This is a genomic window from Roseburia inulinivorans DSM 16841, from assembly GCF_000174195.1.
GTDB lineage: Bacteria > Bacillota > Clostridia > Lachnospirales > Lachnospiraceae > Roseburia > Roseburia inulinivorans.
Genome location: NZ_ACFY01000096.1, coordinates 39013 through 57886, shown reverse-complemented (window position 1 = coordinate 57886; position 18874 = coordinate 39013). Strand labels below are relative to the sequence as shown.

General features: G+C 34.4%; 15 protein-coding genes. 13 read left to right on the top strand and 2 right to left on the bottom strand.

Annotation, left to right across the window (positions count from 1 at the left end; all coding sequences use genetic code 11):
* The first annotated feature begins 18 nt into the window (after positions 1–18).
* The 12 genes from ROSEINA2194_RS11135 to ROSEINA2194_RS11080 all read left to right on the top strand — a co-directional run bounded on the left by ROSEINA2194_RS11135 (position 19) and on the right by ROSEINA2194_RS11080 (position 14835).
* Complete coding sequence (locus ROSEINA2194_RS11135; RefSeq protein ID WP_172727103.1) at positions 19–1047, top strand: glycosyltransferase 87 family protein; 1029 nt, start codon at positions 19–21, stop codon at positions 1045–1047.
* A gap of 265 nt (positions 1048–1312) precedes the next feature.
* Positions 1313–1591, top strand: coding sequence for a putative hexosyltransferase (locus tag ROSEINA2194_RS11125; RefSeq protein WP_007886856.1), 279 nt, complete (start codon positions 1313–1315; stop codon positions 1589–1591).
* On the top strand, positions 1579–2172 hold the full coding sequence (locus tag ROSEINA2194_RS11120) for a glycosyltransferase family 39 protein (RefSeq protein WP_081453906.1): 594 nt from the start codon (positions 1579–1581) through the stop codon (positions 2170–2172). Before ROSEINA2194_RS11125 ends, ROSEINA2194_RS11120 begins: the two co-directional genes overlap by 13 nt.
* Before the next feature lie 111 nt (positions 2173–2283).
* Positions 2284–3978, top strand: coding sequence for a hypothetical protein (locus tag ROSEINA2194_RS11115; RefSeq protein ID WP_172727102.1), 1695 nt, complete (start codon positions 2284–2286; stop codon positions 3976–3978).
* A gap of 364 nt (positions 3979–4342) precedes the next feature.
* A complete protein-coding gene (locus tag ROSEINA2194_RS11110) occupies positions 4343–6856 on the top strand; it encodes a reverse transcriptase domain-containing protein (RefSeq protein ID WP_007886851.1) in 2514 nt (837 codons plus the stop codon).
* A gap of 8 nt (positions 6857–6864) precedes the next feature.
* Complete coding sequence (locus ROSEINA2194_RS11105; protein WP_172727101.1) at positions 6865–9978, top strand: hypothetical protein; 3114 nt, start codon at positions 6865–6867, stop codon at positions 9976–9978.
* 42 nt (positions 9979–10020) lie between these two features.
* On the top strand, positions 10021–10524 hold the full coding sequence (locus ROSEINA2194_RS11100; RefSeq protein WP_007886847.1) for a GtrA family protein: 504 nt from the start codon (positions 10021–10023) through the stop codon (positions 10522–10524).
* A 135-nt stretch (positions 10525–10659) separates the two neighbouring features.
* Positions 10660–10794: a hypothetical protein gene (locus ROSEINA2194_RS22530; protein ID WP_265336040.1), complete on the top strand. Its 135-nt coding sequence runs from the start codon at positions 10660–10662 to the stop codon at positions 10792–10794.
* 127 nt (positions 10795–10921) lie between these two features.
* Positions 10922–12034: a hypothetical protein gene (locus ROSEINA2194_RS11095; protein WP_007886845.1), complete on the top strand. Its 1113-nt coding sequence runs from the start codon at positions 10922–10924 to the stop codon at positions 12032–12034.
* 95 nt (positions 12035–12129) lie between these two features.
* The gene (locus tag ROSEINA2194_RS11090) at positions 12130–13086 is read left to right on the top strand and encodes a capsular polysaccharide synthesis protein (RefSeq protein ID WP_007886844.1); all 957 of its coding nucleotides are present in this window, start codon (positions 12130–12132) and stop codon (positions 13084–13086) included.
* Positions 13083–13988: a glycosyltransferase gene (locus ROSEINA2194_RS11085; RefSeq protein WP_007886843.1), complete on the top strand. Its 906-nt coding sequence runs from the start codon at positions 13083–13085 to the stop codon at positions 13986–13988. Before ROSEINA2194_RS11090 ends, ROSEINA2194_RS11085 begins: the two co-directional genes overlap by 4 nt.
* Before the next feature lie 19 nt (positions 13989–14007).
* A complete protein-coding gene (locus tag ROSEINA2194_RS11080) occupies positions 14008–14835 on the top strand; it encodes a LicD family protein (RefSeq protein ID WP_007886842.1) in 828 nt (275 codons plus the stop codon).
* 120 nt (positions 14836–14955) lie between these two features.
* Here the strand turns inward: ROSEINA2194_RS11080 and ROSEINA2194_RS11075 are convergent, their stop codons facing one another.
* Positions 14956–16110 carry a hypothetical protein gene (locus tag ROSEINA2194_RS11075; protein ID WP_044927720.1) on the bottom strand — a complete coding sequence of 385 codons (1155 nt, stop codon included), beginning with the start codon at positions 16108–16110 and terminating at the stop codon, positions 14956–14958.
* A gap of 185 nt (positions 16111–16295) precedes the next feature.
* On the opposite strand from ROSEINA2194_RS11075, the gene ROSEINA2194_RS11070 reads away from it, so the two are divergent.
* Positions 16296–17249, top strand: coding sequence for a glycosyltransferase family 2 protein (locus ROSEINA2194_RS11070; RefSeq protein WP_007886839.1), 954 nt, complete (start codon positions 16296–16298; stop codon positions 17247–17249).
* A 93-nt stretch (positions 17250–17342) separates the two neighbouring features.
* On the opposite strand, the gene ROSEINA2194_RS11065 is transcribed toward ROSEINA2194_RS11070, so the two are convergent.
* Positions 17343–18872, bottom strand: coding sequence for a glucosyltransferase domain-containing protein (locus tag ROSEINA2194_RS11065; protein ID WP_007886837.1), 1530 nt, complete (start codon positions 18870–18872; stop codon positions 17343–17345).
* Positions 18873–18874 lie beyond the last annotated feature (2 nt).

Sequence of the window (18874 nt, the reverse complement as noted above, 5' to 3'; positions counted from 1 at the left end):
ATTAGATGTAGGAGAAATGTGAATAAATATATGAAAATAAAAGCAAACAGTAAAGTATTTGGTGTGATTTTATTTATAGGATTTATAATTACGACTATTTGTATGCAGTTATCACATGGGGATATTTTTGCTGAAATTTTTTTTTATGATACACTTGATACAGGTATGGATTTTTTTCATAGCATAGAGTATACAAGAGGACGAGCCCCATACGAGGTATGGAACACCTTGTATCCGCCATTGGCAAATTGTATTTTCTATTTTCTTTTTCACATGATCCCTAAAAGCGTAAGCGAGCAATGGGCAGATACATTTGAAAGTGGAATAGGAGCGAGAGGTACATCAATTGATTTACGTGTTTCCCAGACACCAATGTTTTTGTTTATTTGTTATATTATTATTTCTGTAATGCTAATATGGATTATAGTTAATAATTATTATGAAAATAAAAAAACTTCATATATAATGTGTTTTGGTATTATCTTTAATTATGGAATGTTATATGCTTATGAGAGAGGAAATATTGTAATATATTCTTTTATTTGTAGTATGATGTTTGTGTTTTTTCAAAATTCTAAAAATAAATATATGCGTGAAATTGCTTTGATGAGTTTGGCATTTGCAGCTGGATTAAAAATTTATCCGGCATTTTTAGGATTTTTACTTCTTTATAATAAAGAGTATAAACGTGCAATAAGAACAGTCATCTATGGAATAATAATGTTTATTGTTCCATTTTTTGCATTTCAAGAAAAGTTGTCTGGTCTTCCTATTTTTTTTAATACATTATTTAAATTTCAAAATATTACAGAGTTATCTTACAACGGATTTTCGTTTGATAAAATATTTAATACTATTATAATTCCATTCCAGTTAATTTGGAAAAAGGAATTAGATGTAGAATTAATTATCACAGTAGGACAAAAACTTAATATTGTTTCTGCATTAGTTTTGCTTGGGTGCGGTTTTATATTGAAAAAAATTGGCAAAAAATTATGGCATGTTGTTTGGCTATGGTTGTATTTTCAAATCAAGAGATATATATGATTATTTTTATGCTGTTGCCACTGTGTGTATTAATTCATGATGAGGATAAGGTTATTAATAGGGAAAATACGAGTATTGTTATTGCACTTTCTTTATTAGTATGCTTATTACCATTGGGGAATATGTCATCTGAAACAAATATATTATTAAAATATATAAGATTTCAAATTATAATTTTAATATTAATTTGCTATACGATTTTTAGTTTTTTTAAACAAATTATGGTGAAAAATAATTCGGGGAGAAAGTTAGGACAAATACAAAAATGAGAAAAATTGGTAAAAAGATATATGAATTAAGATATTTACTTATCATACTTAGTGTTTGTGCATGTTATGCAGGAATACTTTATAATCAAACTATGCCATTTGCAGAGGGGTGGTATAGTTATTATGCAAAATGCATTAATAGAGGAGAAGTTGTATATAAAGATTTTGATTATTTATTTACACCGTTATACATTTATTTTATCGCTTTAATAACAAAAATTTTTGGATATAAAGTAATAATTCTTAGAATAGTAGGCATAATATTTTTTGTTTAATTGGTACATTTGTATATCTTTCTTTAAAAGAACTCTTTAATGAAGAAATAGCTGTAATCGCAACTATCACTTCAGTTATGTATATGCAATCAGAAGTTGTACAAGTGTTTTATGATTATGTAAGAATGGTGGATATTTTTTCATGTGCAGCTACTTATTTTTTGATAAAAGCAATAAAAAATGATGACAGAAAGAAGTATTTTATTCTAGCAGGAATAGCAACATCATTATTTATACTTACAAAACAAAATATGGGCTTATTATTTTGGATATATAGTATAATATTAATTTGTTCTGTAAGTTTGGTTTTACGTAGAAGCGTTAAAGAGAAATTAATATATTTTATTACAGGTTCAATTGTGCCAATTTTTATTACCATAATTTTTATGTTAATAAATGGGAGTCTGATTCCCTTTTTTAATCAAACAGGGGGTGAAGCTGTTGCAGCAAAAGGAGGAATACTCCATATTTTATTCAATTGGATAATAAATAATATGTCATCCTTTATAAATACAAGTAAATTTTCAATTATATGTCTAGCATGTATCATTGTATCTGCAATTATAAAAAAAGAAGGATGAAAAGAATGCAATTAATAAACAATGGTTACGAAAAAAGCGAAAATATATTTGTTTGGAATTCTATGTATTATAAGTTTTATAGTTTTTGCAAAGGTAGACAGGATATCGAAATTGTTAGATGGACATACATATTTAAGTCCGTATAGTATCTTTTTAATTATTATTCCTATATTTATTTACTATGTTATAAATGTAATTATTGATGCGGTTAACAATAAGGAGATATCTAATTATAAATTGTTATATATTACTATTACAGGTGCATATTTTGCAATTTCTTGGGGATGTGGTATGTCTGGAGGATTGTCAGAAGGCCAAGGAACACTAGGTGTTGCATTTGCAATAGCAATATTACTCAATAACTTAGAGTTTAGATTTTCTAATGTTTTAAAGTTAGCAGTTATATTGGTATGTTTTTTGTTGACATTACAATGTGCAGCAAAAAAAATGAATTATACATATAATTGGTGGGGGATGGATGAATCATCGTTGCAAGAAAGTGTATATCTTTCAAATGATATTGAAGTATTTGAAGGAATTGGATTGTCATATGAAACACTAAATGCATATGAAACAGTATATCATATTGTGACGCAGAACACGGATGAAAAGGACTCAATTTATTGTTTTCCTCAAATTCCGAGTTTTTATTATATATGTAATCGAATGGATCCAGGGGTGCGTGCAAAAGTACAATGGTTTGATGTCGCATCAGATAAATCAATAGATAACGATATCAAAATATTAAAAAATAAACCACCTAAGGCAATTATTATATACGAAACATCAGAATATGCATATAACTCACATGAAAAGCTGTTCAGAGCAGGCGAAATTTCAGCTACGAGAAAAATGAAACAATTTTTACTGAATTTTGCAACTCAGCATGGTTATACATTTTATGGTAGGATAAAATCTACAAAGAATAATAGTTTGTTATTGTATTATAAGACAGATAATGATTTTTCCGAAGAATATTCGTATAGAGGGAAAGGAACCAAAGAGTCACCATATGAAATAGACAGTGTCGAGGATTTATTATTTTTGCAAAGATCTGTAGAAAATGGTAATGATTATTCTAACGTTTATTTTATTCAAACAAAAGATATAGATTTGTCTTCAATTGATAATTGGAATCCAATAGGAAAATATGATAGTGGATTTTACTTTAGAGGAATATATGATGGAAATGGACATGTGATAAAAAATATGACATGTATTCATGAAGGAGAAAATGTTGGATTGTTTGGTCAATTGGGAGGTATAGTTTGCAATTTAGGGGTAATAAATAGCTATGTATCAGGCAGCTGTGTTGGGGTTATTTCATCGCATGCAGCAAGTAGCGAAGCAATGATAATTAATTGCTATACTACATCTTCTGTTATAAACGGACTAAGAGCTGGCGGTATTGCTGATAATTTTGAAGGAAAAATAGTAAATTGCATAAGTATAAATGAATGTTTAGGCATTGATGCAGCAGGGGCAATATCGTATGGAGCAGGATATACAAAGAATGTTATTTCGCAAATCGATGGAATTCATACTGAAATCATTAATTCATACGGAGATAATTCAGTTACTTATTGTACACAAAAATACATGTTGTCCTCAGAGGTTATAAATAGACTAAATAGTTATATTGATATTGTAAATAAGTATTCTAGTAACTATTTAGAAGACGAACAAGATAATGACGGAGCAGTAACAGAAAAAGAATATGACGAATGGATGAGGAGAATCACGCTACGATATTGGAAAACAGAAATAAGTGGTTATCCAACATTAACTATAGGTGAGTTGAAATAGTAAATTTGACTTTGTAAGGATAATTTCTATTTTGTAGAATTAGATTCTACAAAATAGAAATTTAATCTAATATAGTATGAATTGCCTAAAAAATCAATTCTTGATGACTCCCAATATGAAACGAAGAATCAAAGTTCTTGAGAGTTATAGTGGCTCAGTTGTCAAGACAAAAATCTTAGATTTTTGTCTTGACAACTGAGCCACTATAAACAGCTTGAGGCTTTGACTCCGTGGAGTGAAGAAGTTCAAACTGTTTGCAAAAACTAAAATGTAGTAAAACGCTTGCATCTAGCAAAAGGTGCAAGCGTTAATTAAAATCTAGCGTTGTAATATTGAGCGCTTACGTACTTGGGAGAAGAACAGATTGAATAAAATAATAGAACAGTTAGCGCAGAAAGAATACGAGCTCTTTGTTGTGAACACAACAGCAGTTGCTGTGCAGGGTAGAGATGGAAATTATTATGCAGAATATATCCCGGTCACACCATTTCTGTTACAAAATATGTTATCGCAAAAAGGATCATTGGGCTGTTATCAGCAGAAATACAGAACGAACCGGATACGTTGGATTTGTTTTGATTTTGACTGTAACGAGAAAGAAAATCCGGATATTCAGGAGTTATACAGTATATGTATAACTCCATTGATAGATTTCCTGACGAAAAATGATATTCATTATTTACAGGAATTTTCCGGCAGACGAGGCATACACATCTGGATTCTATTCGAAGAGATGATCACAAAAGAATTAGGATATGATATTGTAAATACAATTTTGAACCAGATTCCGGAATTAAAAGATGGAGTGGACAATGAAAAGTGGGGATTAGACCGATTCCCGGCTGCAAGAGCAAGTTCTACAAATATAGTTGGCAAACAGGTCAAATTCCCATTATCATGGCATCAGAATGGAAGCAGATCGTATCTGTTTGAAGGCGGATTTGAAACCAGATATGATATAGAATCTGAAGAGTTTTATTGTGACCAGTATCTGATTATGCAGAAGGTAAGATTGGAGAATGCCGAAGAGTTATGCCACAAGCTGCATATGGACGAACCCAGGCAGAATCAGAAGCTGTATGTTCAATATGAGGTGTCAGAAGGGTTTTGCATGTCACCGGAACAGGTGATTTCTTATCTTTCTGAGATATTGGTTTTCAGAATGATTTTTGAACGGATGAGGAGAGGACAGCAGCAGGAGCAGGACTGGTTTGTACTGTTGGGAACGCTTGGACGCCTCGATTCAGATGGGGAAATATTGCTCACAATTCTGAACAGATATCCGGGCTATGATGAATCGACTACCCGGGAAAATATACGAAAGCATAGAAAAGATTATTATCCGGCAACGTTTGATTATTTATATCAGATTTATAATCTGGAGATGGAAGATACCTTAGAACAGGAAGAAACAGGGTATGAGTATCTGCTCAGGCGTGCAGGAATGGAAAAACCAAAGAGGATAGAGACAGAGAAAAGTCATATCGGAGATTGGAGAGACAGCTATTCTGATCTGAAGAAGATAATCCGAAAAGAGAAAAGGTATGTGGTTGACAATGATGAAGTAATACCGGTAGAGATCATGAATGGACTGATGCGTGTAAGTAATTATGAATTATATCAGTACAATAATTTTCTGCAAAAACTTCGTGCAGGGGAGATGCCATTTGAACAGTGGAAGCCTATGGGATATAAAACTTATCTTCGAAAGGAAGAGGATAAGACAAGATTATTAGTATCGCTTGGCAGAAGTGACCGTATTATTACAACTGCTGTTATGCTGGATATGTGCAAGGAATGGAAACACGGTTGGAAATCATACAGTTATCAGATCTCATATATGTCAGATAATTATTTGTTTCATAGCTGGTTTTCGTCTTGGAGCAGGTACATTAGAGAAATAAAGTGTTATCTGGAAATCCCTTTTATGGATCAGAATTATGTGAGCTATATTGATCTGAAACACTGTTATGATCACGTGGATCTGTTGAATGTATACCGGCATCTGGAAGGAAAATTGAACGAAAAGGCAAAAAGATATTTTGAATATCTGGCTTATTATAATGATGAACTGATGAAGAAAATACAAGGCGGAAGCAGGGTAGGTGTCCCACAGGGACCTGCATATGCGAGAGTATTGGCAGAATTGTATCTGGATAATATTGTAGAAAAGGTGTGTACAGATATAGAGAAAGGTGAATACCGTATTTTACGATATGTAGATGATATTGTGGTTTTTTCAAGGGATGAGAAGACAGCTTACAAACTGCATCAGGCATTGATTGCGGGATTTGCAAGGGCAAGTTTGCCGTTGAACCGGAATAAGACACGTTTCCCACAGAAAATCGCAGATATCGATCAGGACTATCGCAATAGTCTGCTTCATAGGAATCAATTTAATTACGAACTGGTTCAGAACGAGTACAGTGGTTTATTATTGGAGTACGAACGCAATGACAGGATAAATCATTTCCTGGAAAGCGACACATTTCAGATAGATAATCTGAGTTATATATATAGTTGTCACAGCTTTGAGGAAGCACAATACAGGTGTTTTTACAGTTTTGGTGGACAGATTATGGAGAGTGAGATTGGAAGGGGACGTGGCTTTCGGAAGTTCTATGAATTTGTTCTTGAGAGAGAAGAACTGGTATGGCATGCACTGCAAAATCAGTGGTTTCAGAATATACCGGTTGACACGGTGAATTTCAGCAATCTGATAGCCACCATGTATTATCTGATCAATGAAGGAAGATTATCGGACAGGGTAGTAGAAGTTCTGTTTGTGTATTATCTGAATGAGGATTTTGAATTTGGAGCATTATCAGAAGAAGACCGTATTGTTGTAGAAGCGATTATGATGAAGTATGGTAGATGAGGAAAGACATGGGGAAGAATATAAAGAGTGTAACAGCGAGTCTTCGTCTGGGCACATGTAGGGAAAAGGACATAAAAGATGCGGTTCAGTATTTGAAAGAGCTGGATATAGCATTGCTGTCAGAGAAGAGATTAGAAATAGCAGATCTGTATTATGAAATATTAAAACAGATTCAGCTGCTATATGCCAGTCAGGAGATCGAGATACCAGAAGAAATCATGATGGATATCAGGCAGTTATTCGATAATATACAGGGTATTTGCAGCGAACCGAAGGAACGAGAGGTGAGTGAAGCCGCGTTTTCAGTTATCATGTTCTTGTCGTACCTTAGAGGACACAATTGTCTGACGGGAGATAATGACTTCAGTAATACGGATGAGGCCATTGAGAGGGTGAGTGCTTTAAGGACGGATCTGGGTACGATACAGTTTATTTTTGATCTGAGAGTTGAAGGACAGCTATATTTTCCGATTGAAAATATGCTTGTTTCGGTTATCAAGGATGAACAGTTTGTGGAAGAGATGAGCAATATTGATTCCGGACATATCAAGGTGCTTTATCTGGCAGTGCATTTCTTTGATGAGGAGGAGCAGAAGAGGCAGATACTGACGGATATTGTCAATGCCTGTAATTTGAAATTTATTGAATATATGCAGAATCAGAGTGAACTGCTTGATACGCAGGATTTACATAACTATCGAAAAAACGGAGTGATAATTTTTATAGATTCCAGTAGAAGGAAGATATTGATCCGGCATAATGATCCTGAATATTTTAAAGGTGCAGAGAATATACAGTATGAAAATTCCTTTAAGAATAAAGAGCGGCGGATAGGGTATTATGTGGAACTTGATATACCGGAAGGTGCAGCACGGGCTTCTTTTGAAGATGTGATGCAAAAGCAGCCGGAGAAAAGAATGGAGTTGTTAAAGCTTTTTTATTCCGGATATAAAAATATTTTTGGAAAATATCATCTGCTGGAACAGGAAGGAAAATTTTTATCAGTGAATCCTTTCTCGAACAAAGACAGGTTTGCGATAGATGTCATGCGGGAGGTTCCGGTCGATACAGCTGATGCTCTGTTAGAAAGATATGTAAATCTTTCGGTCAAAAGAAGTGCAAGCTGGATATTAAACAGACTTACAGTGGGAACAATAGTCCAACTGCTTAAGATAGACGATAAGACAAAAGATAAAGTATTCGGTCTTGAATATAACGAAGAAGACTTTTATCAGAATCAATTATTACAGAATTGGCTTTTGTCTGTTCACGATAGAGCATCTGCTATGCGGGAATTATTGAATAGCATGTATATGGAACTGCGGTACTGTGTCAGAAGGAAAAACGATGGAAATAAGGATGAAGTGTCAATAGAGAAGCACACTGTCTGTGCCCAGAAATATCTGCCATTTTATCTGGAATTATCCAAGTTATTATACTTATTGAATGATGACATACAAGGGAAAAAGGTGCTTGTACAGGAGGCAGCAGTAAATTCAAAAACAAAGGGAATCATATTACTGGAAGAAAACCCTGTCCGTACGGTAAATGAAACGGAAATAGCAGTACAGCATGCAGGATTGGATGAACTGAAAACAGGACAGTCATGTTATGTGATTGTTGATGAGGATGGAAATGTATATCTGGAAGATCAGAAGATTTTAAAAGCAATCTATGGGCTGCAGATGGTAATGGAGAATTGTCTGCATTATGATACGGTAAAAGAAGTAGATGAAGGAAGCTATGATTGGATAAAAGATGGAATCATGCTTCATAAAGACGGACTTTCCGAAAGTATTACAGAAAACATATTTCCGGAGAACTGCTTTGAGGAACAGATATGTTATCGGCTGATACATAACATGATATACAGTGGAATTCATACAGGAAATGTCAAAGATTATTTGAAAATATTTAAGAAACATCAGCTTCTTGATTTCCACGACATTAGAAATGATGAGTATTTTCAGATGAAGGATGCAGAGACATTGTATGTTCCAAAAGATTCCTTTAGTGCAGACAGTACACTTGGAAGTATATTTTTAAAATATCTGAAGAAAAAGGCGGGAAGAGATCAGTTTGAATTGTATGAACCACATATCACATATGATGCAGGACAACAAAAGTACATGCTGGGAGAAAAAACAATCCGACATATCGTATTTCTGAGTGATAATTTCGAAAGAGGATCTGCAACGACGGTGATGCTGAGCGCATATCTGGATCTGAATGGAGCAGATCCGGTTGCAGTAGATAACGCTAAAACCCGCATTCAGTCTTACAGGTACGTTAAAAATGGAACAGAATGCAGGATGGATCTTGCAGATGTAATGAAAAAGAATCAGTGTGATATTACAGTGCATGCATACTATGGAACAGAGGAAGCAAAAAAATATATCAGTCAGTTTCTGATCGAACAAGGGTACGATGAAGCAAAAGTTTCTTTTCAATATGCGATCACCTGTAAAATGAAGCAGATAAAAGAGAACGTGAAAGCAGTCTGGGGAGAATACAAAGATGGAAATAACGAGAAATTTGCTGTGATCCGGGAATTCAATATGACTAAGGCAAATGTGTTCCCTAAGAAAATGTTAGACAGTCCGGAAAAAGCAATATGCTTGTATTTGCTGAAAAAGGAGACAAAGAAAAAAATCGCAAAGAAGCAGGAAGCGGGCGAGTTGCTGGGTGTAGAAGGGCTGAAACAGTATTTTCGAAAAAATGGGATTAACAGAAATAGTGAGAGAACCAATACGGAATTATACCTTTTCAGTACGTTACCACCGACCATACGAATAGAAGTGCTGGAGGATTATTTGCAGAAAGATAGTAATGCACTGGTTCTGGAAAAGCTGTCAAAAGCTTATGGAAAAGCAGATCAGCTGGAAAAATTAAAAGAGCGTTTGGCAGATTGGATAGAAAAAGGCTATACGGATCAGAACATGGCGGAAATGTTATATGAGAGTGCAGAAATATTAAACAGGTATGCCGATAGATTTCCTATTGCAAAGGGCATGGAACAGGCCAGAGCGAATTTTGATGCGGCAATGTCAGTGGTTAAAGATCCGGTGGATGAGGAGTTTCGGGAGATAATGCAAAGTATATTTAACGAAATTGTAAGTTAGAAGAAAGATTGAAATGAACAAGAAAAGGATAAAGAGAATGCTATGAATTTATGGGAAATTATTGAAAAAATGATAGATTTTATTTTATGTAAACTGTTACGATTGAAGATAAATGAAACACAATGGGTAGCATTGATGCAATTTGTTAAGTTTGGAATTGTAGGATTAAGTAATACAGTTATATCGTATGTTATTTATGTTGTGACACTTATATTATTTCAAAAAAATAATCTGATACCAAGTGTTGATTATCTCGCAGCACAGGTGATTGCATTTATTTTAAGTGTTTTGTGGTCTTTTTATTGGAATAATAAGTTTGTATTTGAAAAGGCAGATAATGAGGAACGAAATATTGTTCACGCTTTGATAAAGACTTATATATCATATGCTTTTACTGGATTGTTCCTGAACAGTATTTTGTCATTATTATGGGTAGAAGTTTTTGGTATTCCGAAAATAATTGCTCCGATTATTAACTTGCTGGTTAGTGTACCTTTGAATTTTATTATGAATAAGTTTTGGGCATTTCGGAAGACGGAAAAATAATCAGATGAGGAATATATTGTTTGAAGCATATATGAAAAAATAAGCAAAAAAATTATAAGTTTGTTGTGCATTTTAATTTTATTGAATATAATAATATTTTGTAAAACATTATATGATCGCAATAAACAGAAAAATTTGATATTGGTGAATGTGGAAAATCCATTACCGGAAGAATATTCTGTTGATTTGTCGGAGATTACAGAAGAAGTGATGGTTGCAGTTCCAGGGTGTGCAGGAGTATGGATTCATAAGACGTTATCCACCAGATAAAGTGAACATTACAGGTTTGGATGGAGTTACATACATTGATGGAAATGTTGGCGCTATTACTATTCAGAAAAAATTGTAGGATTAAAACTTTTTATTGAGTTTAGGACAAACTTTGCTAAGGAGAAAAATGATGAATTATAATGCAACATTATATTACCCGACAATAGAATTTGCTAATAAAGAATGGCTTTGGAATGCATGCCTGCTGTGGGACAAGGTATATCGGATTGTGCCTGAAGGATATATTCCAAATGACAGAGATGAAATTAGAACGCTTATAGAGGACAAGAGTGTTATTGCGAATATTGCTCCAGAAAAGTATGCAACTGAAATATTTGAAGATTTTATAAAAGTTATGGATAAATCAAAATGGGCATGCGCATTGTCCGAGGCAGATTATATGGATAATAATTATGTCAAACTACATGAAGGAAAAGCAGATGTTCAATTGAGAGAATTACTGATAGCAGGTAATAAGCGGGATGATGAGGGATTTTATTATGTGCCCAGAGAATTTGCAAATATATATATGATTTATTTATCAAATTATATTGCAAAAAAAAATAATATTACACTCGCGTCAGATTATGATTTTTCGTGGTTATGTTCGAACTTTATGGAGTCGAATGGAAAATTGCTTGATCATGATCAAGGTGATAACATAACCAAATTGGGGGCATTAACTTTTGCAAATTTTATACCGCGTGGTATAGAAAGCTTATCGGCTAAAGAGTTGCTTGCATTCAGAGAAAAATCGAAGGATGAACGCCATCTTTTTTTTGATGAAATGCAAAAATTTAGTGATACAATTATGAATGTTAATGATGAAAAAATAATTACAGACATATTTAATGAAAGAATTAAGGATTTTCAAAAATGTCGAGATGAATATATGAAACGAATGCGAGATATTAAGATTGAGGGATTTTATGGTGCAAAAACAGTAATGTTTCCATTGATAACAACATTGGCAACATCACTTATGAATGTATCGAGTGAGGTTGCTAGAGTATTGGATGTATGTGGGGTTTGTTGTGGGGTGATTGGTGGAATATGGGATACTAAAAGAAAACTTAGAGCGGAAGCTAAAAAATACAGCGTAAATTATTTGGTTGAATTATCATATCATATGTCGCATTATTATTATAATCGTGAATTTAGGAAGCATATGGAATATTCTAAATTGTATTATTATCATATGTATTTAAATGATAGAATAAATGAATTCCTATATGATTAAAAATAGGCATGGAAAATTTTTGCCGGATCATTAGTATGACAGAAACAGAATATATGTGGAAAGTGTATATAATTTTATGATAATAAAGGGATAATATGAAAGAATTTAAAAAAATTTTTAAAAAAGTAAATGGTATAGAGATATTGAAACAGTATTGCATGGCGCATGTAATACTGTTTTCATTATTGGAAACGGCAATATTAGGTCTGTCAAGAAAATCACTTGAGATTGTCCGATTGGCAGTTGATAATCGGATATATTGTAAATTAAAAAAGAAATATAAAAGGTTTATTAGTGAATACCAACAGAAAGAAGATACAAAAAATATATTACATGAACATTCGGATATTGTTTGGGTATGTTGGTTTCAGGGCATGGAGCATGCACCTAAAATGGTGCAGTATTGTTTTGAATCCTTGAAAAGTAATCTGCGTGATAAGAGGATAATTTTAATCACAGAAGAGAATTATAAGGAATATGTCCAATTTCCAGCATACATTTTGGAAAAATATGAAAAGGGATGTTTTTCTAAAACACATCTGTCAGATTTATTGCGCCTGGAATTATTAATTAAGTATGGAGGAACATGGATCGATGCAACTGTATGGTGTTCATCGCCAATATATCCAGACTATTTATTTGATTCAGATCTTTTTATGTTTCAGAATCTTAAACCGGGGTTGGATGGTCAATGTACTGCGGTTTCAAGTTGGTTTATTACATCATGTTCCAATAATCAAATGCTTGTGTTAGAGAGGGCTCTATTGTATGAATATTGGAAGGAAAATACGAAATTAGTTCATTATTATTTATTTCATATGTTTTTCCAAATGGTAATAGAGGCATATCCAGATGAGTGGAATAAAGTTGTACCATTCAGCAATGCAACACCACATATCTTGTTGTTGAGACTGTTCGAGGAGTATGACGAGACAATTGCGAATGCGGTAAAAGAAATGACAAGCTTTCATAAATTAACATATAAATTTGAAGAGTCGGATACAACTATTAAAAATACATTTTATCAGGTCTTATTTGGAGAGCAGGAGTGAGAGTTGCGGTTTTAATGTCCACCTATAATGGGGAAAACTATATGAAAGAACAGATTGAATCAATATTAAACCAGAGAGGAAACTTTGAACTGGATTTATGGGTTCGAGATGATGGGTCGACTGATGCGACAAAGAAAATTTTGATGCAGTATGAAATAGAAAAAAAGCTTCATTGGTATGAAGGAAGAAATCTAAAACCTGCATTAAGTTTTATGGATTTAATAAAGCATTGTGAAAATTATGATTATTATGCATTTGCGGATCAGGATGATTATTGGATGCCGGATAAATTGTGGACAGGGATAATGCAGATAAAGGATATTAAAACGCCAAGTCTGTATTGTTCCAATGCAGAGCTTGTGGACGATAAGCTCAAATCTTTAGGAAGAGATGTTTATAAATGTGATCCGAAGACAGATATTTATACATTGGCTTGTGCAGGAGGGCTGCTTGGGTGTACGATGATATTTAATTGTGCTCTGGCTCAGATGATACAGAATTATAGTATTCCGGAACGACTGGTTATGCATGATTTTTATATTGCACTTGTGTGTGTGGCAGTAAAAGGAAGTATACGGTATGATGAGGATTCCTATATGTTGTACCGCCAACACGAAAACAATGTTGTTGGTGTTTCTTATGGATTTTTAAATAAGATAACATCGAGATGCAGAGATATTGTTACCAGAGAAAAAAATGGAATAGATAGTCAGGCCGAGCAGATTTTAAAAATTTATGGTTCAAGGATAGGAAAAGAAGAAAAAAGATGGTTAGAAAAAATTTCTGGATATAGAAGAAATTTATTTACTCGATTAGGATTGGCAGCATCTTTTAAAACAAGATATATGAATAAAAATATGGCTGTAAAATTGAGAATGACCATTTTGTTAGGAAACCGTTGATAAGTGTGGAGAAGAAAAAATGACAGAGTTAACGATAAGGGAAATACAATTAGTATCACTTGAAATATTACATACAGTTGCAACAATATGTGAAGAACAGAATTTTAGATATTCTTTAATATATGGAACTCTTATAGGAGCCATTCGGCATCATGGGTATATTCCATGGGATGATGATGTGGATATCATGATGCCGCGCAGGGATTATGATCGGTTTTTAGAATACATGAAGATACATAGGGAAGAATATCCTGATTTACGTATATTTAATCTGGAGGAGTGTAAGGAATATCCATATATGATTACGAGAATTAGTGATGACCGATATATAATAAAAATGGAGAATGAAAAACCATATGGTATGGGAGTGTTTATAGACATATATCCATATGATGGACTTGGAACAACTGAAAAAGAAGCGGTTACTTACGGTATGAAAGGGGACAGACTGTCTTCGCTTTGTTACCAGTCAACACGGGAACATTTTGCCATTGAAACCACAACATCATTATTTAGAAAAATTATAAAATATCCTATATTTATAGGATCTAAATTGATAGGGAAAGATTATTTTCAAAAAAAACTTAATCAACTTGTTGAATTGAAGGAGTATGAGGATAGTAACTATATTGGATGTATCGTATGGCTTTCAGGGGGAAAGAAAGAGATATTTTTACGTAAATGGTTTGATGAAACAATAATGGTTCCATTTGAAAAATATCAATTCCGTGTACCAAAAGATTATGATGAGGTTTTGCGTCATACATATGGTGATTATATGCAGTTACCACCGGAAAAAGATCGTATAGGTCATCATTATTTTAAGGCATATAGAAAAGATGAATAAGGGTAATCGAAAAATAATTCAGCACCCATCTGATATGAAGGTGGATGCTTGGTGTTAGGAGTATGGTATAAATAAATGTAGTAAAACGCATGCATCTGGCAAAGACGATGCATGTGTTATTTAGAAATTAGCGCAGGTATATGGACGCTTACAATAAAATGGCTTGCGGTTCATAATGTAATAGCCTAATAAGAGCGACAGATAAGAATATACAGGATAGATAGGTGCAACTTCTGCCCAGCCATATACAAGGAAGAAGAAAAGCAAGATCAGGAAGCTGGTATGCTGTTCTCTGGATGCCTTATAAATGGCATATATAATAGCTGCTGAAATAATGATGAACGCTGCGGTTCCCCAATGAAGTCCAATATAAGAGAACATCATGTCAAGGCAATCTTGATCTTCTATAGGAAATCCATAGAAACCAAAGCCACCATTTCTTAGATAGAAGGTAGTAGTCAATTGAATTCTTGAGAGCATGGTTCCGTCATGTTGTAAAAATAATTCCGGTTTGTGGATATATAAATAACTTCCGATAAATGGAATACCAACACATAGAAGGAATGCTCCAGATGTAAATAGCACCATCATTTTATGGAACCAGTTTCTTTGCATGATAATCGACAATAAGTGGATGACAATTAACATGGCAATAATGGCCTCAGCGGTTCTGCTATTGGCTGTTTTGTCCAGAAAGATGATAAAAACAGCATATAGGATACAGTCGTACCATTTCTTACATTCTTTTCGGAGATACATAATGTCCATTGCCAAAAGTAAAAAATCAAGCCCCATCATATTAGCGTGAGTCCATCCGAAGAAGGTGCGGGTTCTTCCACCAATCCATACATTTATTTTATTGATCATTAAGCCCATAAAAGGTAAGGTGAGAAACAAGACACTGCGTACAATACGGATATATAAATCTAATTTTACAATTTTTTTTATTTCTATATTTTTGGCACAGCAGAGGAACATCATGGTACCGAAAATATTATAGAAATCATAATTATACTGGTAGCTTTTATAACAGAGATAAAACAATCCAGCCAAAAAAATCCAGTCAAAAACAGAGTTTTTCTGAAGGAGTACTTTTGCCAGAAGCAATATCAGCAGTATATGATAAAAAAGTGTAACCTGTCCCCAATACTGCGGTACGGTCTGACGCATGAAACTGAAAAGGGGGTAATACATTCCAAGCAGAAAATAGATGATATATAAAAAGGTTGTTGAAAATGCATTGCGCTGTTTTAATTTTTCTATTAATATATTCATAAGTGTAGTCTCCTGAACGAAAATGTCTGCTATGCAGTACCTGTTACATATGCACATTAATATATACATTATAACATAACTTACAGATACATGCAAAGCCGGAACGGATGTGAGTACATGATCAGCAGAGATGTCGGGATGTATCCTTTTGAGCGTGGCGGAGACAGGAAAGAGGTAGCGGAAGAATGGACAGAAAATTGCTCAGCATAATTATTCCATGTTACAACGAAGAGAAGACAGTAGAGACAATATATGCTACGGTTACGGATGTGATGACGAATGGGCAATGTGATTATGAGATATTGTTCGTGGATGATGGATCTAAGGATTATACAGAACAGAAAGTGTGTGGACTGGCACAGAAAGATAGACATGTGAAGTATTATTCATTTTCCAGAAATTTTGGAAAAGAGGCGGCAATTTATGCAGGACTTAATAATGCCAGAGGAGATTATGTTGTGATCATGGATGCAGATATGCAGGATCCACCGGCACTTCTTCCAGAGATGATAAGTACACTTGAGTCAGGAGAATATGACAGTGTGGCAACAAGACGTGTAAGTCGTAAAGGGGAACCGATGGTACGTTCTTTTTGCGCCAGATGCTTTTATAAACTGATACGCAGGATATCCGATGCGGATATCGTAGATGGAGCCAGAGATTTTCGTATGATGACGAGAGATATGGTGAACAGTGTTCTTGCATTATCAGAGTATAATCGCTTTTCCAAAGGAATTTTTGGGTGGGTTGGTTATCGGACAAAATGGCTGGAATATGAGAATATAGAAAGAACAGCAGGAGAGACAAAGTGGAGTTTCTGGAAGCTTTTGGCGTATTCTCTGGATGGCATTGTCAATTTTTCAAATGTTCCGCTGATGATTTCTTCTTACCTTGGAATTTTGATGACGTTTATTTCTTTTGTTGCAATCATATTTATCATTGTTCGAAAGCTTATTTTTGGAGATCCGGTCAGTGGATGGCCATCCCTGGTATGTATCATTACGTTTGTTGGTGGAATTCAATTGTTCTGTATGGGAATCATGGGACAATATCTGTCTAAGACCTATATGGAAGTGAAGAAAAGACCGCATTATATTATTCAGAAAAGCAATGACGAAGAAACGGAAAAAAATAAGTGAGTCTGAACATGGATAAATGTTTACCAAAACAAGAGAAAGAAGAATAGAAAAAGTGCTGCAGCTCTGAATTTTTCAAAGTTGCAGCACTTTTTTCTATTCTTCTGGCAGCTTTATCACAATAATGTCATGAATTACTGCAATACAGTTTTTTGATGGATAGGAATCAAGCTTCTGGTACTCTTCGGTCTGTTTGATGGCAGCAATCTCTTCACTGCTGGCTTGGTCAAGCTGAATACCAAAACAGTAATTCCACATAGCAAAATAGTGAAAATCAAGATTTAGGAAGTTATCCTGATCTACACCAATAATATAAGGTACAGTTCCGCCAATATTAGAAGAATAGGTGTGGTAGGTTCCAATGATGGCAACCTTGGATATCTCAGGAAACTCGTCCAGATCTTCTATGCGGTCTAATACATTGCTGGCAATGCTATAGCTTTTTTCGTAGCTCAGGTTCATCTCATTATAGCAGATATTGGCATTTCGGATGTTGTAGAAGGAAAGATAACAAAGTACAACAATTCCGATAGATTTTATGATTTTTTCAAAATATGTTTTTTCACAGCCATGTTCCAGATAACAGAGCAATAGCAGGTAAATAAAGCAGGCTCCCATCTCCATCAGTGTGTGATACCAGACGTCGGATGATACAAAGAATAGAAAACACACGGCAAGTGGCAGGCAGATGGTGCAGAGTATTCCGGCAATAAAAGCAAGTGGCCGTCTGTACAGTTTATTTTTGAGTACAAGACAGACCGTGCAGAGCAGAATAAGGACGATTACAAGGCGGTTAGCATATCCGTACCAGTATACATTAAGAGCTTCGTTGAAAGAAAACAGGTGGGACAATTCATTATATACATTTCGGAAAGCCTGTTTGTATTCCCAAAGTGACAGAATATGAATCTGACCGATTCCCTGATAGTCTGTCAATGTAATGTGATAGTAAGCATTAATGAGTGTGGATGCAATCTTATAGAAAATAAAGCCTCCAAGCAGAAGTGGGATATATTTCCAGTTGCTGCAACAGAAAGATTTGAAATCTTTCTGTTTTATAAGCAGATCACGGGCAAACATAACAAGCAGAATGCAGAGCATGACACTGATGTATGCCTGATAAGTTCCAATGCTTAATCCAATGCAGATAATACCCGGAAAGATACCGTATCTATATCTCCAGGTCAGATAAATGCCTAGCACAGCCATTAAAAATGCCATCATGTAACCGTCAGCAGTGAACATAAATGCAAAGGATGCTGTGACGGTAGGGAAAGAAACAATGAGCAGGGCAAGCAATACGCAGGATGCGCATTCCTGTAACTCGAAAAGTTCAACAAGCAGTATGCTTGCAAGGCTGATATAGAGCAGGGACAATGCACCATTCACCCAGGGCATATCATATTTGGAAGAGATTTTACTGAAAAATTCAAGAAAACATCTTCCGGAAGAGTAAGTAGCACCGGTTCCGGCAAAGTTATACATAGAATCCCAGGATGGCAGAAAGTTGAAAAAACGATAGGCATGAGCCAGCATTCCACCAATCCATGTGGCGAGAAATGTAATTTTCCATTGCTTTTTTATATGGAGTGTTCGATTAAAAATTTTTAAAGTTGTTTCATTCATAA

Excerpts from the sequence above, each read along its gene's own strand:
- ROSEINA2194_RS11075 (WP_044927720.1), bottom strand. The coding sequence starts at position 16,110 with ATGAATATATTAATAGAAAAATTAAAACAGCGCAATGCATTTTCAACA.
- ROSEINA2194_RS11125 (WP_007886856.1), top strand. The coding sequence starts at position 1,313 with ATGAGAAAAATTGGTAAAAAGATATATGAATTAAGATATTTACTTATC.
- ROSEINA2194_RS11100 (WP_007886847.1), top strand. The coding sequence starts at position 10,021 with ATGAATTTATGGGAAATTATTGAAAAAATGATAGATTTTATTTTATGT.
- ROSEINA2194_RS11080 (WP_007886842.1), top strand. The coding sequence starts at position 14,008 with ATGACAGAGTTAACGATAAGGGAAATACAATTAGTATCACTTGAAATA.
- ROSEINA2194_RS11105 (WP_172727101.1), top strand. The coding sequence starts at position 6,865 with ATGGGGAAGAATATAAAGAGTGTAACAGCGAGTCTTCGTCTGGGCACA.
- ROSEINA2194_RS11065 (WP_007886837.1), bottom strand. The coding sequence starts at position 18,872 with ATGAATGAAACAACTTTAAAAATTTTTAATCGAACACTCCATATAAAA.
- ROSEINA2194_RS11090 (WP_007886844.1), top strand. The coding sequence starts at position 12,130 with ATGAAAGAATTTAAAAAAATTTTTAAAAAAGTAAATGGTATAGAGATA.
- ROSEINA2194_RS11095 (WP_007886845.1), top strand. The coding sequence starts at position 10,922 with ATGATGAATTATAATGCAACATTATATTACCCGACAATAGAATTTGCT.
- ROSEINA2194_RS11070 (WP_007886839.1), top strand. The coding sequence starts at position 16,296 with ATGGACAGAAAATTGCTCAGCATAATTATTCCATGTTACAACGAAGAG.